At 62.2% G+C, this 16,358-nt stretch carries 17 protein-coding genes; 14 read left to right on the top strand and 3 right to left on the bottom strand.

Annotation, left to right across the window (positions count from 1 at the left end; all coding sequences use genetic code 11):
- Positions 1-8: 8 nt before the first annotated feature.
- Entirely contained in the window at positions 9-818 is an 810-nt protein-coding gene (locus CWR53_RS17400) for an inner membrane protein YpjD (protein WP_027913819.1), read from the bottom strand.
- Positions 819-1,068: 250 nt separating this feature from the next.
- Here CWR53_RS17400 and ffh point away from each other — a divergent pair, with 250 nt between their 5' ends.
- The 12 genes from ffh (at position 1,069) to CWR53_RS17340 (ending at position 11,601) form a co-directional block, all read left to right on the top strand.
- On the top strand, positions 1,069-2,445 hold the full coding sequence (gene ffh, locus CWR53_RS17395; protein WP_023533651.1) for a signal recognition particle protein: 1,377 nt from the start codon (positions 1,069-1,071) through the stop codon (positions 2,443-2,445).
- Positions 2,446-2,685: 240 nt separating this feature from the next.
- Positions 2,686-2,937, top strand: a complete 252-nt coding sequence (rpsP, locus tag CWR53_RS17390; RefSeq protein WP_023533649.1) for a 30S ribosomal protein S16 — start codon at positions 2,686-2,688, stop codon at positions 2,935-2,937.
- Positions 2,938-2,942: 5 nt separating this feature from the next.
- Complete coding sequence (gene rimM, locus CWR53_RS17385) at positions 2,943-3,479, top strand: ribosome maturation factor RimM (protein ID WP_027913820.1); 537 nt, start codon at positions 2,943-2,945, stop codon at positions 3,477-3,479.
- 3 nt (positions 3,480-3,482) lie between these two features.
- Positions 3,483-4,235, top strand: a complete 753-nt coding sequence (gene trmD, locus CWR53_RS17380; protein WP_028634846.1) for a tRNA (guanosine(37)-N1)-methyltransferase TrmD — start codon at positions 3,483-3,485, stop codon at positions 4,233-4,235.
- A gap of 41 nt (positions 4,236-4,276) precedes the next feature.
- Entirely contained in the window at positions 4,277-4,627 is a 351-nt protein-coding gene (rplS, locus tag CWR53_RS17375; RefSeq protein WP_023533640.1) for a 50S ribosomal protein L19, read from the top strand.
- Positions 4,628-4,720: 93 nt separating this feature from the next.
- Entirely contained in the window at positions 4,721-5,137 is a 417-nt protein-coding gene (locus CWR53_RS17370; protein ID WP_058604495.1) for an acyl-CoA thioesterase, read from the top strand.
- A 720-nt stretch (positions 5,138-5,857) separates the two neighbouring features.
- Entirely contained in the window at positions 5,858-6,754 is an 897-nt protein-coding gene (gene xerD, locus CWR53_RS17365; RefSeq protein WP_100852126.1) for a site-specific tyrosine recombinase XerD, read from the top strand.
- Positions 6,755-6,908: 154 nt separating this feature from the next.
- On the top strand, positions 6,909-7,652 hold the full coding sequence (locus CWR53_RS17360) for a thioredoxin fold domain-containing protein (protein ID WP_027913823.1): 744 nt from the start codon (positions 6,909-6,911) through the stop codon (positions 7,650-7,652).
- Positions 7,653-7,735: 83 nt separating this feature from the next.
- Entirely contained in the window at positions 7,736-9,040 is a 1,305-nt protein-coding gene (locus CWR53_RS17355; protein ID WP_023534107.1) for a homoserine dehydrogenase, read from the top strand.
- Between the two features lie 245 nt (positions 9,041-9,285).
- On the top strand, positions 9,286-10,695 hold the full coding sequence (thrC, locus tag CWR53_RS17350; RefSeq protein WP_100852125.1) for a threonine synthase: 1,410 nt from the start codon (positions 9,286-9,288) through the stop codon (positions 10,693-10,695).
- Positions 10,696-10,821: 126 nt separating this feature from the next.
- A complete protein-coding gene (locus CWR53_RS17345) occupies positions 10,822-11,241 on the top strand; it encodes a response regulator (protein WP_100852124.1) in 420 nt (139 codons plus the stop codon).
- Positions 11,242-11,319: 78 nt separating this feature from the next.
- Entirely contained in the window at positions 11,320-11,601 is a 282-nt protein-coding gene (locus tag CWR53_RS17340; RefSeq protein WP_023534040.1) for a DUF3509 domain-containing protein, read from the top strand.
- 126 nt (positions 11,602-11,727) lie between these two features.
- Here CWR53_RS17340 and CWR53_RS17335 read toward each other — a convergent pair whose 3' ends face one another.
- Together CWR53_RS17335 and CWR53_RS17330 are read right to left on the bottom strand one after the other, a co-directional pair.
- Positions 11,728-12,690, bottom strand: a complete 963-nt coding sequence (locus CWR53_RS17335) for a TIGR02285 family protein (protein WP_375335501.1) — start codon at positions 12,688-12,690, stop codon at positions 11,728-11,730.
- A 2-nt stretch (positions 12,691-12,692) separates the two neighbouring features.
- On the bottom strand, positions 12,693-13,892 hold the full coding sequence (locus tag CWR53_RS17330) for a CaiB/BaiF CoA-transferase family protein (RefSeq protein WP_100852123.1): 1,200 nt from the start codon (positions 13,890-13,892) through the stop codon (positions 12,693-12,695).
- Positions 13,893-14,024: 132 nt separating this feature from the next.
- Between CWR53_RS17330 and CWR53_RS17325 the strand changes: the two genes are divergently transcribed.
- Both CWR53_RS17325 and recJ read left to right on the top strand, forming a co-directional pair.
- Complete coding sequence (locus CWR53_RS17325; RefSeq protein ID WP_023534041.1) at positions 14,025-14,567, top strand: YaeQ family protein; 543 nt, start codon at positions 14,025-14,027, stop codon at positions 14,565-14,567.
- Positions 14,568-14,575: 8 nt separating this feature from the next.
- Complete coding sequence (recJ, locus tag CWR53_RS17320; RefSeq protein ID WP_058603762.1) at positions 14,576-16,285, top strand: single-stranded-DNA-specific exonuclease RecJ; 1,710 nt, start codon at positions 14,576-14,578, stop codon at positions 16,283-16,285.
- Positions 16,286-16,358 lie beyond the last annotated feature (73 nt).

The following is a 16,358-nucleotide window of genomic DNA, read 5'->3' as shown; positions in this document are numbered from 1 at the left end:
AAAGGCCGTCAGATGTGCAGAATGAATTCGCGAACCAGCTTGCTGCCGAAATAGGCCAGCATCAGCAGGCAGAAGCCTGCCAGGGTCCAGCGGATGGCCTTGTGGCCCCGCCAACCCAGGCGGGTACGCCCCCACAACAATACGCTGAACACGACCCAGGCCACGCAAGCCAGCAACGTCTTGTGCACCAGGTGCTGGGCGAACAGGTTGTCGAGGAACAGCCAGCCGGACACCAGCGACAGGGACAGCAGGCACCAGCCTGCCCAGAGGAAGCCGAACAGCAGGCTTTCCATGGTTTGCAGTGGCGGGAAGTTTCGAATCAGGCCAGAGGGGTGCTTGTGCTTGAGTTGATGGTCCTGCACCAGCAACAGCAAGGATTGGAACACGGCGATGGTGAACAGGCCGTAGGCCAGGATCGACAGAAGGATGTGAGCAAGGATGCCCGGTTCCTCATCGATCAGCGGCACGGTGCCGGGCGGCGCGAACTGGGCCAGCAGCGCGGTGACCGCACCGAGCGGGAACAACAGCACCAGCAGGTTCTCCACAGGGATGCGCAGGCATGCCAGCAAGGTCAGGGCGATGACGGCCACGGCGATCAGGCTGGCGGCACTGAAGAAATCCAGGCTCAGGCCAAGCGGGGTGATCAGCTGAAAGAACAGCGCACCGCCCTGGGCGATCACCGCAATGGTGCCCAACAGGCCGGGGAGCCGTTTGTCGATCTTGCGGCCCTTGGCCAGGGATGAACCCTGGTAGATGGCCGCAACGATGTAGAGCGCAGCGGCAATCAGGTTGGGGATGAGGCTGGGAGAGGAGACCATAAGTCCTGGTGGGCGAGCCTTAAAGAGACGGAGTTTGGCATAAACCGCGCCGCTCTAGGAAGACTGACGGGCGCGCAAGGCGGCGGCGGTGCAGGCACCGGGCAAACCCCGTCGCGACCGGCGAGTGCCGCTTAAGGTGTGCGCGGTCGCTTCACTTCGCTATAATCGCCGCCTTGCTGTGCCTGGCGGGTGTGCATTTCCCCGCGGGCGCCTGACAACCTCGGCTTTTACTGGGCCAGAAAGGATCATCATGTTCGAAAACCTGACCGACCGCCTGTCACAGACGCTGCGCCATGTCACCGGCAAGGCCAAGCTGACCGAAGACAACATCAAGGACACGCTGCGCGAAGTGCGCATGGCCCTGCTCGAGGCCGACGTTGCCCTGCCGGTGGTGAAGGATTTCGTCAACAGCGTCAAGGAACGTGCCGTCGGCACCGAAGTGTCGCGCAGCCTCACCCCAGGCCAGGCCTTCGTCAAGATCGTCCAGGCCGAACTCGAAAGCCTGATGGGTGCGGCCAACGAAGATCTGGCGCTCAATGCCGCCCCGCCTGCCGTGGTGCTGATGGCCGGCCTGCAAGGTGCGGGCAAGACCACCACCGCCGGCAAGCTGGCGCGCTTCCTTAAAGAGCGCAAGAAAAAGAGCGTGATGGTGGTGTCTGCCGACGTCTATCGTCCGGCGGCTATCAAGCAGCTCGAGACCCTGGCCAACGACATCGGCGTCACCTTCTTCCCGTCCGACATCAGCCAGAAGCCGGTCGCCATCGCCGAAGCCGCCATCCGCGAAGCCAAGCTCAAGTTCATCGATGTGGTGATCGTCGATACCGCAGGCCGTCTGCACATCGACGCCGACATGATGGATGAGATCAAGGCCCTGCACGCCGCGGTCAAGCCCATCGAAACGCTGTTCGTGGTCGATGCCATGACCGGCCAGGACGCCGCCAACACCGCCAAGGCGTTCGGCGAAGCCCTGCCGTTGACCGGCGTTGTGCTGACCAAGGTCGATGGTGATGCGCGTGGCGGTGCGGCGCTGTCGGTGCGCGCCATCACCGGCAAGCCGATCAAGTTCATCGGCATGGGCGAGAAGAGCGAAGCGCTCGAACCGTTCCACCCCGACCGGGTGGCCTCGCGCATCCTGGGCATGGGCGACGTGCTCAGCCTGATCGAGCAGGCCGAGCAGACCATCGACAAGGCCAAAGCCGACAAACTCGCCAAGAAGCTGAAGAAAGGCAAGGGCTTCGACCTCGAGGACTTCCGTGACCAGCTTCAGCAGATGAAGAACATGGGCGGCCTGGGCGGGCTGATGGACAAGCTGCCGAGCATTGGCGGCGTTAACCTGTCGCAGATGGGCAATGCCCAGGGCGCCGCCGAGAAGCAATTCAAGCAGATGGAGGCGATCATCAACTCCATGACCCCGGCCGAGCGTCGCGATCCCGACCTGATCAGCGGCTCGCGCAAACGCCGCATCGCCTTGGGTTCCGGCACTCAGGTGCAGGACATCGGCCGGCTGATCAAGCAGCACAAGCAGATGCAGAAAATGATGAAGAAATTCTCCAGCAAGGGCGGCATGGCCAAGATGATGCGAGGGCTCGGCGGCATGCTGCCGGGCGGTGGCATGCCCAAGCTGTGAAGTTTTCCGGGGCAGGTCATTTTTGGGCCGGCCCCTCACCCCGCGCAAGCGGGACAACGGTCGCGATTTTCGCGGCTTACGCAGCAAGTCTGGACGGGCGGGCAAGTGCCGACCGAAAAAGTCATTTGCAAATGTCCGTGTATTCCTTGAGAATATGCGGCCTTTTGGGCACCCGTGTGCCTATTTGGCATTCAGATTTGCAGTACCAACTGCAGCACCGACTATAGGAACGATGTTCACATGGTAACCATTCGTCTGGCCCGTGGCGGCTCGAAAAAGCGCCCTTTCTACCACCTGACCGTGACCAACTCGCGTAACGCCCGTGACGGCCGTTTCGTTGAGCGCGTAGGTTTCTTCAACCCGATCGCTGCTGGCGCCGAAGTCAAGCTGTCGGTCAACCAAGAGCGCGTCACCTACTGGCTGAGCCAGGGCGCACAGCCGTCTGAGCGTGTTGCTCAGCTGCTGAAGGACGCTGCCAAGGCTGCCGCCTGAGCAATATGAACGCGACGCCAGAAAAGGCTGACGATCTCATCGTCGTTGGCAAGATTTTTTCGGTTCACGGCGTTCGCGGCGAGGTGAAGGTGTATTCCTTTACCGATCCGATTGAAAACCTGTTGGATTATCCAAGCTGGACGCTTCGGCACGAAGGCAAGGTAAAGCAGGTCGAGCTGGTCAGCGGTCGTGGCTCCCAAAAGGGCCTGGTCGTGAAACTGAAAGGTCTCGAGGATCGTGACGAAGCCCGTCTTCTGAGCGGTTACGAAATCTGCATTGCGCGGAGCCTTTTGCCCAACCTGGCCGCCGATGAGTACTACTGGTACCAGTTGGTAGGTCTGAAGGTCATCAACCAGGACGAACACCTGTTCGGCAAGGTCGATCACCTGTTGGAGACCGGTGCGAACGATGTAATGGTGGTCAAGCCGTGTGCAGGCAGCTTGGATGATCGCGAGCGTTTGTTGCCCTACACGGCGCAATGCGTGCTCGATATCGACCTGGATGCAGGCGTGATGCGGGTTGAGTGGGACGCGGACTTCTAACCGATGGGTAACCTTCGCGTAGACGTCATCACGTTGTTCCCCGAGATGTTTTCGGCCATCACGGAGTACGGCATTACCAGCCGCGCGGTGAAACAGGGGTTGCTTCAGGTAACGTGCTGGAACCCGCGGGACTACACCACAGATCGTCACCATACGGTAGATGATCGGCCGTTTGGCGGTGGTCCTGGCATGGTGATGAAAATCAAGCCTCTGGAAGATGCCCTGGTCAACGCCAGGCAGGCAACCGGAGCTGCGGCGAAGGTGATCTACCTCTCGCCACAAGGCCGCAAGCTGACTCAGCAGGCGGTCAAAGGCCTGGCCGAACAGGAATCATTGATCCTGATCGCCGGTCGTTATGAAGGCATCGACGAGCGTTTCATTGAAGCTCATGTCGATGAGGAGTGGTCGATTGGCGACTATGTGCTTTCTGGTGGCGAGCTACCGGCCATGGTACTGATCGATGCGGTTACACGGCTGCTGCCCGGAGCTTTAGGGCATGTGGACTCGGCGGAGGAAGACTCTTTCACCGATGGTCTGCTTGATTGCCCGCACTACACCCGACCTGAGGTGTATGCGGATCAGCGTGTTCCCGACGTGTTGCTCAGTGGCAACCATGCACACATCCGGCGTTGGAGAATGAAGCAGTCCCTTGGTAGGACCTTCGAACGACGCGCCGATCTTCTGGAAAGTCGCTCGCTTTCTGGAGAAGAGAAGAAGCTGCTCGAGGAATACCTCCGCGAGCGGGACGATAGTTAAACGTATCGATGGTGGATCACGATCCATCTTAGGAGCACAGCATGACCAACAAGATCATCCAGCAGCTCGAAGCCGAGCAGATGAGCAAGGAAATCCCGACCTTCGCACCCGGCGACACCGTTGTCGTCCAGGTTAAAGTGAAGGAAGGTGAGCGTTCCCGTCTGCAGGCGTTCGAAGGCGTCGTTATCGCCAAGCGCAACCGTGGTCTGAACAGCGCCTTCACCGTGCGCAAGATCTCCAGCGGCGTTGGTGTAGAGCGTACCTTCCAGACCTTCAGCCCACAGATCGACAGCCTGGCTGTGAAACGTCGTGGTGACGTGCGTAAAGCCAAGCTGTACTACCTGCGCGATCTGTCCGGCAAAGCCGCTCGCATCAAGGAAAAACTGTCCTGAGTACAGTTTGCCCGGCGGCCCAGGTCGCCTAGCGAGAAAGAAGCAGCCTTCGGGCTGCTTTTTTGCGTTTTGAACTTCGTAAAGGTGACAGCCATGACCACCCGAGACCAGGAAATCCAGCGCCGCACCGAGCTTTCGGTCACCCGCGTGACCAAGGCGGTGTTCCCCAACACCACCAACCATCACAACACCTTGTTCGGTGGCACGGCCCTGGCGTGGATGGACGAAGTGTCCTTCATCGCGGCCACGCGTTTCTGCCGCTTGCCATTGGTGACCGTTTCCACCGATCGCATCGACTTCAAGCACCCGATCCCGGCGGGCTCGATCGTCGAGCTGGTGGGTACGGTAATCAAGGTAGGCAACACCAGCTTGCAGGTACAGGTGGATGTCTTCGTCGAAAACATGTACCTCGATGGCCGAGAGCGGGCGATTCACGGCGTCTTCAGCTTCGTTGCCATCGACGAAGACAAGCGTCCGGTGCCGGTGCTGGAAACATCGAAACCCTTGTAGCGGCCTAGCCGCAGCGCCGTTCCAGCCGCGATGAGCCGCGTAGCGGCCCCAGCACTTAAATTGCCCCCCAAAAAAAGCTGGGGCCGCTGCGCGGCCCATCGCGGCACTAGGCCGCTCCTACACGAAATTCGCTAGCCTTCACGCCGTTGCCGTTGCCGTTGCCGTTGCCGTTGCCGTTGCCGTTGCCGTTGCCGTTGCTTTTGCTTCTAAGCGCGCGGTAGTCCAGGCGCCACAGATCGCGACTTCAGGAGGCCGAGCGCAGGGCTTGCGGAGGGAGGTGACGGGCATGGATGCCCGTCAAGCGCTGGGCCCCAGGATGGGGCCTGCAGCGCGGTCCTCCCGGGAGCAAGCCCGGAGCGAGGGAACCCCGGAGCGCAGCGCAGGGGCCGGATGATGGGAGCAGGCGGTTTTTGCTCACTTTTTGACAAGACAAAAAGTGAGCCGCCGTAAGGGCGGAAAGGTGACTGTGCGCCACCCTCGCCAACGAATACCAACTTGCCATACGCGCCCACACCCTCGTCCCAGCGTCCCAGCGCCCAGGCAATCAGGTGTTCAGCCGATCACAGCGAATACCTGAACCCACCACCCAGCCCTTCACCGCCGCGCCCCATAAAAACTCACGAGCCTCGATAAGCAATCCAGGGCAGCCCACCCAGCTACAGACAATCCGCCAACCGCTATGAAACACTACGCCCCCCAAAGCCGCCAACAGCTCCCAGCATGCCCGCCCTGGACCACCCGCTCATCGACCAATTCCTGGACGCCCTGTGGCTCGAAAAGGGATTGTCCGACAATACCCGCACCTCATATCGCAGCGACCTGGCCCTGTTCAACGGCTGGCTCCAGGCACACGCGGTCAACCTCCCAGAGGCGGGCCGCGAACTGATTCTCGACCACCTGGCCTGGCGCCTGGACCAAGGCTACAAGCCGCGCTCGACCGCGCGATTCCTGTCCGGGCTACGCGGTTTCTTCCGCTACCTGCTGCGCGAAAAGCTCATTGCCATCGACCCAACACTCCAGGTGGACATGCCCCAACTGGGCAAGCCGTTACCCAAATCGCTGTCCGAGGCCGACGTGGAAGCCTTGTTGCAAGCCCCGGAGCTTGGCGAGGCCATCGGCCAGCGTGACCGCGCCATGCTCGAAGTGCTGTATGCCTGCGGCCTGCGCGTGACCGAGCTGGTCAGCCTCACGCTCGATCAGGTCAATCTGCGCCAAGGCGTACTCAGGGTGATGGGCAAAGGGAGCAAGGAGCGGCTGGTGCCCATGGGCGAGGAGGCGGTGGTGTGGCTGGAGCGCTACCTGCGTAACGGCCGTGCCGAGTTGCTCAACGGCCGCCCCAGTGACGTGCTGTTCCCCAGCCTGCGCGGCGAGCAGATGACGCGGCAGACCTTCTGGCATCGCATCAAGCACCATGCCCAGGTGGCGGGCATCGACAAAGCCTTGTCGCCGCATACCCTGCGACACGCGTTCGCCACGCACCTGCTCAACCACGGTGCGGACCTTCGCGTGGTGCAGCTGTTGCTGGGCCACAGCGACTTGTCGACCACGCAGATCTACACCCACGTGGCAAAGGCACGGTTGCAGCAACTGCACGCCGAGCACCATCCGCGCGGATGAATGTTTTTCATGTTCGGCCAACCGACAGTCTGCGGCGGCTTCAAGCCAGGCGTGATGTGGTAGGCTTGGGCGGTTAGCACCAAGGGCCGCCCAGTCACCTCGTCGTTTTGCTCAGGTGACGCTCTGCGGCCCCTGTCCGCCCTCAGGAGTATCCATGCGCGTGACCCCGTTTTTCGCCGCCGCCGCCTTGGCGCTGGCCAGCACCTTTGCCGTGGCTGCGGCGCCCGATACACCCGTCGGCGCAGAGCAGGCCATTCGCAAGTCATTGCAGAACCTGTCCTTGGAAGTGCCCGTTGAAAGCGTGGCCAGCAGCCCGGTCAGCGGCCTGTACGAAGTCAAGCTGCAAGGCGGGCGCGTGTTGTACGCCAGCGCCGATGGCCAGTTCGTGATGCAGGGTTATCTGTTCCAGATCCAGGACGGCAAGCCCGTCAACCTGACCGAGAAAGCCGAACGCCTGGGCATTGCCAAGCTCATCAACGGCATTCCGGCAGGTGAGATGGTGGTGTACCCGGCCAAGGGCGAAACCAAGTCCCACATCACCGTCTTTACCGACACCACGTGCCCGTACTGCCACAAGCTGCATGCCGAAGTGCCCGAACTCAACCGCCGTGGTATCGAAGTGCGTTACGTCGCCTTCCCGCGTCAAGGCCTGGGCTCGGCCGGCGACCAGCAATTGCAGGCAGTGTGGTGCTCCAGCGACCGCCGCAAGGCCATGGACAAAATGGTCGAGGGTGATGAAATCAAGGCAGCCAAGTGCACCAACCCGGTCAGCAAGCAGTTCCAGTTGGGGCAGTCGATCGGCGTCAACGGTACGCCGGCCATCGTGCTCGAAAACGGCCAGGTGATTCCGGGTTACCAGCCTGCACCGCAGGTCGCCAAGCTGGCGCTTGCCAAGTAATACAGTTCAATACGCCGTCGTCATGGGGTGACGGCATGTTTCACGGTCGGCAAAGGTGTCGGCCGTTCAATGGGGAGTTCACAGTGAAACCGGTCAAAGTAGGCATCTGTGGGTTGGGGACCGTCGGTGGCGGAACCTTCAATGTACTTCAGCGCAACGCCGAGGAGATTGCCCGCCGTGCCGGGCGCGGTATTGAAGTGGCCCAGATCGCCATGCGCTCGCAGAACCCGAACTGCCAGATTACCGGTACCCCCATTACCGCTGATGTGTTCGAAGTCGCGAGCAACCCCGAGATCGATATCGTCATCGAGCTCATTGGCGGCTACACCGTAGCCCGCGACCTGGTGCTCAAGGCCATCGAAAACGGCAAGCACGTGGTCACCGCCAACAAGGCGTTGATCGCCGTGCATGGCAACGAAATCTTCGCCAGAGCCCGTGAAAAGGGCGTGATCGTCGCCTTCGAAGCGGCGGTGGCCGGTGGCATTCCGGTGATCAAGGCCATTCGCGAGGGCCTGTCGGCTAACCGTATCAACTGGCTGGCGGGGATCATCAACGGTACTGGCAACTTCATCCTCACCGAAATGCGCGAGAAAGGTCGCGCCTTCCCGGATGTGCTGGCCGAAGCCCAGGCGCTTGGCTACGCCGAGGCCGATCCGACATTCGACGTCGAAGGGATCGACGCGGCACACAAGCTGACCATCCTGGCATCGATCGCGTTCGGCATTCCGCTGCAATTCGACAAAGCCTATACCGAAGGCATCACCCAGCTGACCACGGCCGACGTGAACTACGCCGAAGCCTTGGGCTACCGCATCAAGCACCTGGGCATGGCACGCCGTACCGCCGAAGGTATCGAGTTGCGCGTGCATCCGACGCTGATTCCGGCTGACCGCCTGATCGCCAACGTCAATGGGGTGATGAATGCCGTGATGGTCAACGGCGACGCCGCCGGCTCGACGTTGTACTACGGCGCAGGCGCAGGAATGGAACCGACCGCTTCCTCGGTGGTAGGCGACCTGGTGGATGTGGTCCGTGCCATGACCTCTGACCCGGAAAACCGCGTGCCCCATTTGGCGTTCCAGCCCGATTCGCTGTCGGCGCACCCGATCCTGCCAATCGAAGCCTGCGAGAGCGCTTATTACCTGCGTATCCAGGCCAAGGACCACCCAGGTGTGCTGGCCCAGGTGGCGAGCATTCTGTCCGAGCGCGGCATCAACATCGAATCGATCATGCAAAAGGAAGCCGAAGAGCAAGACGGCCTGGTGCCGATGATCCTGTTGACCCACCGCGTGGTGGAGCAGGGCATCAACGACGCCATCGTCGCCCTCGAGGCCCTGCAGGATGTGGTGGGCCAGGTCGTGCGCATTCGCGTCGAGCAGCTCAACTAGGGTTGGCCTGAACAGCCTTGTGACGAGCGTCCGGCAAGGCTGTTTGCATACCTGCGTGACCAAGTACCAGGGCTTGTTGCACAGAGCCCCAGCGACACCCTCGACGCTGCAGCTAGATGCAGCGTAGGGGCTTTAGAACACCCTATAGTCACGGCAAGCCAAGGCGTGCCGCCCAGGTTCGAGGCCACCGGCCCTTTCCTGCTGCGGGCAAACGAGGCTTGCCGCTCAAACCAAAGGTTTGTCCCATGCGCTATATCAGTACCCGCGGCCAGGCACCGGCCCTGAACTTCGAAGACGTATTGCTCGCCGGCCTGGCTACCGACGGTGGCCTGTACGTCCCGGAAAACCTGCCACGTTTTACCCAGGAAGAAATCGCATCCTGGGCGGGCCTGCCGTACCACGAGCTGGCATTCCGAGTCATGCGCCCGTTCGTCGAGGGCAGCATCGCCGATGCCGACTTCAAGAAGATCCTCGAAGAAACCTACGGCGAATTCGCCCACGCTGCCGTTGCCCCGCTGCGTCAGCTCGACAGTAACGAGTGGGTGCTTGAGCTGTTCCACGGGCCAACCCTGGCATTCAAGGATTTCGCTCTGCAATTGCTTGGACGCTTGCTCGACAATGTGCTGGTCAAACGCAACGAGCGCGTGGTGATCATTGGTGCCACCAGCGGCGACACCGGTTCCGCCGCCATCGAGGGCTGCCGTCGGTGCGACAACGTCGACATCTTTATCCTGCACCCGCACCAGCGGGTCTCGGAGGTGCAGCGTCGGCAGATGACGACGATCTTCGGCGAGAACATCCATAACATCGCCATCAAAGGCAACTTCGATGACTGCCAGGAAATGGTCAAGGCGAGCTTCGCCGACCAGTCGTTCCTCAAGGGCACCCGCCTGGTGGCCGTCAACTCGATCAACTGGGCGCGGATCATGGCCCAGATCGTCTACTACTTCCATGCCGCCCTGCAGTTGGGCGGCCCGGCCCGTTCGGTGGCCTTCTCGGTGCCAACCGGCAACTTCGGCGATATCTTCGCAGGCTACCTGGCACGCAACATGGGCCTGCCGATCAGCCAACTGGTGGTGGCCACCAACCGCAACGACATCCTGCACCGCTTCATGAGCGGCAACCAGTACGTCAAGGAGCAGTTGCACGCCACCCTGTCGCCGTCGATGGACATCATGGTCTCGTCCAACTTCGAGCGTCTGCTGTTCGATCTGCACGGTCGCAACGGTGCATCGATCGCCGAGTTGATGGCCAACTTCCGCCAGGGCGGCGGCTTTAGCGTCGAACAGGACCGCTGGACCGAGGCACGCAAGCTCTTCGATTCGTTGGCCGTCACCGATGAACAGACCTGCCAGACCATCGCCGAGGTGTTTGAGGCGACCGGCGAGGTGCTGGACCCGCACACGGCCATCGGCGTCAAAGCCGGTCGCGAGTGCCGCCGTAGCCTGGATACGCCCATGGTCGTGCTGGGTACCGCACACCCGGTCAAGTTCCCTGAAGCGGTCGAGCAGGCAGGCGTTGGCAAGGCGCTTGAATTGCCCGTGCACATGAGCGACCTGTTCAGCCGCGAAGAGCGTTGCACCGTATTGCCCAATGACCTCAAGGCAGTACAAAGCTTCGTCAGCCAGCACGGCAATCGCGGCAAGCCGCTCTGACCTTGCAGGCTCCGGGTCGGACCGATCCGGAGCCTCAGCGGTTTCAATGGTTCAATTCAGAAAAATCCTATTCTGGCCGATCGTCTTCGCGCCTAGATTAGCCGGTCCTCCCAGCAGGAGCGGCTCATGCAACAGCCCCATGTACTGATTCATCACGTGCGCCCGTCCCACCAGATCCTTCTGCACCAGGCCCTCAATGCCCAGGGCGTGTTCCAGGTGCGGATCTGTCAGGACAAGGCCGAGCTCGACGCATGCCTTTCGAGCGCATTCTCCCCGGATTTATTGATCTTCGACCATGCCATGCCCACCCGCACGGGGACTGCGATGCTCAAGCGGTTACCGCCCACCTGCCCGGTGCTGTTCGTAGGCCAGGCAGGCGCCCGGCGGCGCAACCTGGCTGAACAGGCCCGCAGTTTTGGCTTGCACGTCATCGCGGAGTTGCCATGGCCACTGTCTTCCCCAGCCCTGCAAAGGGCGTTGCAAATACTGCCCAGCCCGTCCGAACGTGAAAGGTCGCAGCTCATGGAAGCACTGACGGCGCATTGAACAGCATGGAAGGTTAGAACTTTCCGCTTCGCTTGCAGGTCTGCTCCTTACAACTCATCAAGCAAGCGAGTAATCCGGATGGAACGAATCTGCAGACTGCTCAACCAAGCCCTCACCCCTTACCAGGCGCACTTGGGTCTGGCCGATAGCCACGGTAACCGGCAGTTGACCGTCCACGACCACCTGGCCAGGGTGGTATTGCAACGTACGGTTAGCGAGCGTCAATTGCAGGAGCAACGCCTGCTGGTGGATATGGTCGATGGTCTGCACCGTGATCTGCAGATCGCCGAAGGGCGGCTGCAGCCTTGCGTGATTGCTGCGTTGCAGCAGCGTCAGCAACCTCAGGGAACCTTTGCCTGAGCGAGTCATCAGATTGATCAGTACAGCCGGCCACTGCTTTGCTCCCGCATGGCCACTGCTGTCGCTGGAAGCCCAAGGGCTTTCGCTTGACCCCGGACGTTCTTCCCCAGCGTCCGGGGTTTCTTTTTATCTGGGTTGAGGGTTTGGAAGGTCGATCGACCCAGCGGCGTGGCGCTCGTCCTGTTCAGGGCGTTCGGGGTGTGCCGCCGCGTGGTCGGTGAAGAAGGCTCGGCTGTGTTCGAGGTAGTCCGCCCGCTGGGCGGGGTCGAGCCAATGCGCATAGAGTTTTGGTAGCACCGTCTGGCGCAGCTGGGTCAAGACCTGATCGATGCGGGCCATGGCGTCTTGTCCCTGCGGGCTGGCCGAGCAGCCCACATGCAGGAATTGGTAGGGTTTCACACCCTGAACCGGGTGAAATTGGTAGTCAGCCGGCGATCCGCCTTGTTGCTGGATCAGATAGCGAACTTCCGGCCAGTAGCCGAGCACCAGGCGCAGTCGGCCCAAGCGTTGCATCTGCAGCAGGTTGGCGGTGGCCTGGGTGCCGTAGTGCCGGCTGACGGCGGCATCTGGCAAGTTGCTCAGCGTATCGTCGATCACAGCCCCATAACTGCGCTCTGCCACTACACCGAGGCGTAGCGATGGGTCGCTCAGCAGGCCTTGAAGATCGACCTCATCACCGTCGAGGTGGGGCGCCACCAAGGCGTGGTTCTGCTTGCGCACGACCAGGCCGCTGGTTTGCACGCCCAGCAACGGGATGGAAAAGCTTACATAGCGGGCGCGCTCGGCGGTCCATAGCAGCATCGGGTCACAGGTCAGGCTGCTGCTGTCCTGCAGCATCTGCAAGCCACGCGCACGATTGACCCGCACGATGCTGTGCGCATATTCGGGCATCTGCTGGATCAGCTGCGGTAACAGCTGGTCGATCACCCCATGACCTTTTTCCGGGCCGTCGGATACGCTGAACGGTGGCAGATCACGCACCAGCCACAGCAGCCGCTCCTGAGCGCTTGAGGGCACGCTGAGCAGTGCAGCCAGTACGGCGCCCGTCCATGCCAACCTGGCGGGGCGCAGGCAATGGGATAGCGACAGGCTCAGACAGCGCCCGCCTGGCGCAGGGCAGCGATGGCGGCCGCATCATAGCCCAGCTGGCCCAGCAGCTCGTCGGTGTGTTCGCCCAGTGCCGGCCCGACCCAGTCGGCAGAGCCCGGGGTGCCGGACAGCTTGGGGACGATGCCCGGCATGCGGAACGCCTTGCCATCGGGCAGGCGCGCCTGCAGGAACATCTCGCGCGCCAGGTACTGAGGGTCGCTGAACATGTCTTCAGCCGAGTAGATGCGGCTGGCCGGCACCTGGGCTGCGGTCAGGGCCTGCATCAGCTGTTCCAGCGGCAATCCGTTGGCCCAGCGATCGATGACCCCGTACAGCTCATCGCGGCGCAGGTCTCGCCCGTCATTGGTGGCCAGGCTCGGGTCCTCCGCCAGGTCGCTACGGCCGAGAGCCACCATCAGACGCTTGAAGATCGCATCGCCATTGGCGCCGATCTGCACATGCTTGCGGTCCGCGCTGGTATGGATGGAGGAGGGCGTGATGCCCGGCATGATATTGCCCGTGCGCTCGCGGATGAAACCGAAGACGTCGAACTCCGGCACCATGCTCTCCATCATGGCGAAGATGGCCTCGTACAGCGCCACGTCGACCACCTGGCCAAGCCCCCCGTTGACCTCGCGATGACGCAGGGCCATCAGTGCGCCGATCACCGCCCACAACGCTGCGATGGAGTCGCCGATGGAAATACCGGTGCGCACGGGCGGGCGATCCTCGAACCCCGTGATGTAGCGCAAACCACCCATGGACTCGCCCACTGCGCCGAAGCCCGGCTGCTCCTTCATCGGCCCGGTCTGACCGAAGCCTGATAGACGCACCATGACCAGCCGCGGGTTGAGCGCATGCAGCACGTCCCAGCCAAAGCCAAGCTTTTCGAGCACGCCCGGACGGAAGTTTTCGATCAGGATATCCGCCTCGGCAAGCAGCTTGCGCAGGACCTCGCGCCCGTCGGGGTGCTTGAGATTGAGGGTAAGCGAGCGCTTGTTGCGCGCCTGCACGAACCACCACAGCGAGGTGCCCTCGTAAAGTTTGCGCCACTTGCGCAACGGGTCGCCGCCGTCGGGCGATTCCACCTTGACCACCTCGGCGCCGAATTCGGCGCAGATGCGCGCCGCGAATGGCCCGGCGATCAAGGTGCCGAGCTCGACCACTTTAAGGCCGGCGAGGGGTTTGCTTGACGTCGACATGGGGCATCCGTGGCAGCTGTAAAGAGCGGTGTTTTTATCACAGCTGCGATGCGGCAGATACTGCCGCGGCGCAACCGGGGACTGGATCGGTTAGACTGTGCGACTTTTCTTCAGGCAAGAAGCACCCCGACCATGGCCCAGCCGTCCACCACCTACAAATTCGAACTGAACCTGACCGACCTCGACCGCAATGTGTACGAGAACGTCAAGCAGACCATCGCGCGGCACCCTTCGGAAACCGAGGAGCGTATGGCGGTTCGTCTGTTGGCCTATGCGCTGTGGTACAACGAAAACCTGACATTCGGTCGTGGGCTGTCGGACGTCGATGAGCCGGCGCTGTGGGAAAAAAGCCTGGACGACCGTGTGCTGCATTGGATCGAAGTAGGCCAGCCAGATGCCGATCGCCTGACCTGGTGCTCGCGCCGTACCGAACGCACCAGCCTGCTGGCCTACGGTAGCCTGCGGGTGTGGGAAGGCAAGGTGGTGAGCGCGGTGAAGAACCTCAAGAACCTCAGCATCGCGGCCGTGCCCCAGGAGGTGCTCGAAACCCTGGCCACCGACATGCCCCGCAGCATCAAATGGGATGTGATGATCAGCGAAGGCACGGTGTTCGTGACCGATGACCGTGGCCAGCACGAAGTGCAATTGCAGTGGCTGCTGGGGGAGCGTGGCTGAACCTTCCCATGCGTATCGAACCCCGCCCGCTGCCCCCGACCCTGCCGTTTCTTGGCAACCTGCCACCCTTGCTGACGCGCCTGTACGCCGCCCGTGGCGTGCAAAGCGAGGCCGAACTGGACAAAAGCCTGGCGCGCCTGCTGCCCTACCAGCAGCTCAAAGGCATCGACGCGGGCGTCGACCTGCTGCTGCAGGCCATCGACCAAGGCCAGCGCATTCTGATCGTCGGTGACTTCGATGCCGATGGCGCCACGGCCAGTACCGTCGGCGTGCTGGGTTTGCGCCTGCTCGGTGCGGCCCACGTGGACTACCTGGTGCCCAACCGCTTCGAGTACGGATACGGCCTCACGCCGGAAATCGTCGAAGTGGCATTGCAGCGCCAACCACAGCTGCTGGTCACGGTAGACAACGGGATCTCCAGCGTCGACGGCGTCGCGGCGGCGAAGGCGGCTGGCCTCAAGGTGCTGGTGACCGACCACCACCTGCCCGGCGAGGCGCTGCCGGACGCCGATGCCATCATCAACCCCAACCAGCCAGGCTGCCCGTTTCCGAGCAAGTCGCTGGCAGGGGTCGGGGTGATTTTCTACGTCCTCATGGCCCTGCGCGCGCGCTTGCGCAGCCTGGGCCGCTACGACACCCAGCCGCAGCCGAACATTGGCGAACTGCTGGACCTGGTTGCCCTGGGCAGTGTTGCCGACGTGGTGCCGCTGGACGCCAACAATCGCATCCTGGTGCATCAGGGTCTGGAGCGCATTCGTGCCGGACGCGCCCGGCCTGGCCTCAAGGCGATTCTGGAGGTGGCCAAGCGCGACCACCGGCGCATCACCTCCACCGACCTGGGTTTCATTCTGGGCCCGCGGCTGAACGCCGCCGGGCGCCTGGACGACATGAGCCTGGGTATCGAGTGCCTGCTTTGCGAGGATCCTGCCCTGGCGTTGGACATGGCCCAGCAATTGGACGGCCTGAACCAGGACCGCAAGTCTATCGAGCAGGGCATGCAGCGCGAGGCGCTGGCCCAGTTGCGGGACTTGCCGGTCGAGTCGATGCCCTATGGCCTGTGCCTGTTCGATGCAGAGTGGCACCAGGGCGTCATTGGCATCCTCGCCTCTCGCCTCAAGGAACGCTATCACCGCCCGACCATCGCCTTCGCCGATGCCGGCGACGGCATGCTCAAGGGCTCTGCGCGCTCAGTGCCGGGGTTTCACATCCGCGATGCGCTCGATGCGGTGGCCGCGCGCCATCCACAGCTGATCAGCAAGTTCGGTGGTCATGCCATGGCGGCAGGGCTGTCCTTGCCCGAAGCCAACTACCCCGCGTTCGCCGAGGCTTTCGACCAGGAGGTCCGCCGTCAGCTGGGCGAGGACGACCTCACCGGGCGGCTGCTGTCCGATGGCAGCCTGGCGGTGGAAGAATTCCACCTGGACCTAGCCAAGGCGCTGCGCCAAGCCGGGCCTTGGGGGCAGCATTTTCCGGAGCCGCTGTTCCACGGCGTGTTCCAGCTGGTCGAACAACGCGTGGTGGGTGAGCGTCATTTGAAAGTCGTGCTCAAGAGTGAGTGCGGCACGGTGCGCCTGGACGGCATCGCCTTCGGTATCGACCGCGAGGTTTGGCCCAACCCGACCGTGCGCTGGGTGGAGCTGGCCTACAAGCTGGATGTGAACGAGTTTCGCGGCAATGAAAGCGTGCAACTGATGATCGCCCACATGGAGCCGCGCTGAGCCAGGATCTGTGTGAAAAAAATTCGAAAAGAGGTCAGGCTGTATTCAACGCAGCCTCACCGCGTATCAAGGC

Origin of the sequence: Pseudomonas sp. SGAir0191, assembly GCF_002812565.2 — a bacterium.
In the GTDB taxonomy this organism is placed as follows: domain Bacteria; phylum Pseudomonadota; class Gammaproteobacteria; order Pseudomonadales; family Pseudomonadaceae; genus Aquipseudomonas; species Aquipseudomonas parafulva_B.
Note: the sequence above shows the minus strand (reverse complement) of the source record. Positions and strands in the feature narration are given on the sequence as shown.